This is a genomic window from Kitasatospora sp. NPDC017646, from assembly GCF_044329365.1.
Taxonomy (GTDB): domain Bacteria; phylum Actinomycetota; class Actinomycetes; order Streptomycetales; family Streptomycetaceae; genus Kitasatospora.
Genome location: NZ_JBIRJC010000147.1, coordinates 1 through 1244 on the forward strand (window position 1 = coordinate 1; position 1244 = coordinate 1244).

2 protein-coding genes and 1 pseudogene are annotated in these 1244 nt (G+C 69.1%); 1 reads left to right on the top strand and 2 read right to left on the bottom strand.

The genetic code is table 11. The features are described from left to right. Positions 1-449: pseudogene (locus ACH4J0_RS43270) on the top strand (hypothetical protein); the annotation flags it as partial. Here the strand turns inward: ACH4J0_RS43270 and ACH4J0_RS43275 are convergent. Then, on the bottom strand, positions 433-954 hold the full coding sequence (locus ACH4J0_RS43275; RefSeq protein WP_396246668.1) for a DUF6262 family protein: 522 nt from the start codon (positions 952-954) through the stop codon (positions 433-435). The pseudogene ACH4J0_RS43270 and the gene ACH4J0_RS43275 sit on opposite strands and share 17 nt — an antisense overlap. Then, a partial coding sequence (locus tag ACH4J0_RS43280) for a transposase (protein ID WP_396246669.1) occupies positions 951-1244 on the bottom strand: 294 nt, incomplete at its 5' end. The genes ACH4J0_RS43275 and ACH4J0_RS43280, both read right to left, overlap by 4 nt.

The window sequence follows — 1244 nt, forward strand, 5'->3', positions numbered from 1 at the left end:
ACCTCGTCCGGGAGCAACGGGCCGTGGTGACCGCGGTCATCCCCGACGAGGACCCGGCGCGCGAGACGACGGTGTGCTTCGATCCCCAAGGACAGCACCTGGACATCCCGTACGAGGTCATGCGCTGGTTCATGGACCAGGTCGCGGAGGAGATCCGGACGTCCCGCGCCTGGATGCGGCTGAGGCCCGAGCTGGTGGAGGTCATCCACCGCTTGCGCCAGGAGTATCTGGGCGCCATCGATGAGGTCGACTTTCCCGACGTCCTCGCGGAGCTGCGCGTCGCTGTCCCCGAGGCCGATCTTCCCGTCGTTCTTGCGGCCGCATTCGGGCTGCATCCCGATGGCACCCCGATGGATGGCATGCAGGCGTTCCAGCTCGTCGCTGCGGGGGCGGTGGGAAGTGATCACTGTCCCACCGCCCCCGCGTCCGAGGTCAGTGGCTCGTGTTGAGCCGACTGATCAGCTGGCGGTTAGCAGCTCGGGCGGCCTGGAGTTCTTCGTTGCGCTCTTCCAGTTGACCGGTGAGATCGACCGCTTGCTGTTCGAGGGCGGTGATGCGGCGCTTGAGCTGGTCGATGTCGCCGGGTCCGCCGAGTCCGCAGTCTCTCCACGCCTGCTCGCCGAGGAGATCGGAGAGCTTGCCCTCCAGGGTCCGAATCCTTGCGGCGAGACGGCCGGCGCGTTCTTGGGCGTTGGCCAGGTCGGCCTGGAGTGAGGCGCGGGTAACAAGGGGGCCAGTGCTGTCGGCCCTCGGATCGGAATCGGCGGCGTGGACCTGGGCGAGCAGGTCCTTGTGGCGGTAGAGGAAGGCGCGGTCGACACCGGCCTGGCGGGCGATGCCGGAGACGGTGATGGGTGTGCTGGCTTTGACGGCGGCGGCGACGGCCTTGATGACGCGCTGGCGGCGCCGGGCGGAGTCCGCCCGGCGGCCGTCGGCCATGGATGTGGTGGTCACGGGGTCCTGTCTGGTCGGAAGTCGATGAGTGGCTGGCGAACGGCTGGCAGACCAAGGTGGACGACGTTGTTGCGAGCGCGCCGTACCAGGGCGGTGGCCTGCTCGATCTCGGTGCGCTCCTGCTGGGAGAGGTCGTCGACGGAGGCCTTGACCCGGCTGATCAGGCGGCGCACGCGCCGGATCTCCTCGTCGGAGGGCATCGCCTCGGACTTCGCCCACGCGTCGGCGTCGATGACGGCCGCCAGACGCTCACGGCTGCGCAGTAGGTCGGCGAGGTAGGCCTCCAGGTC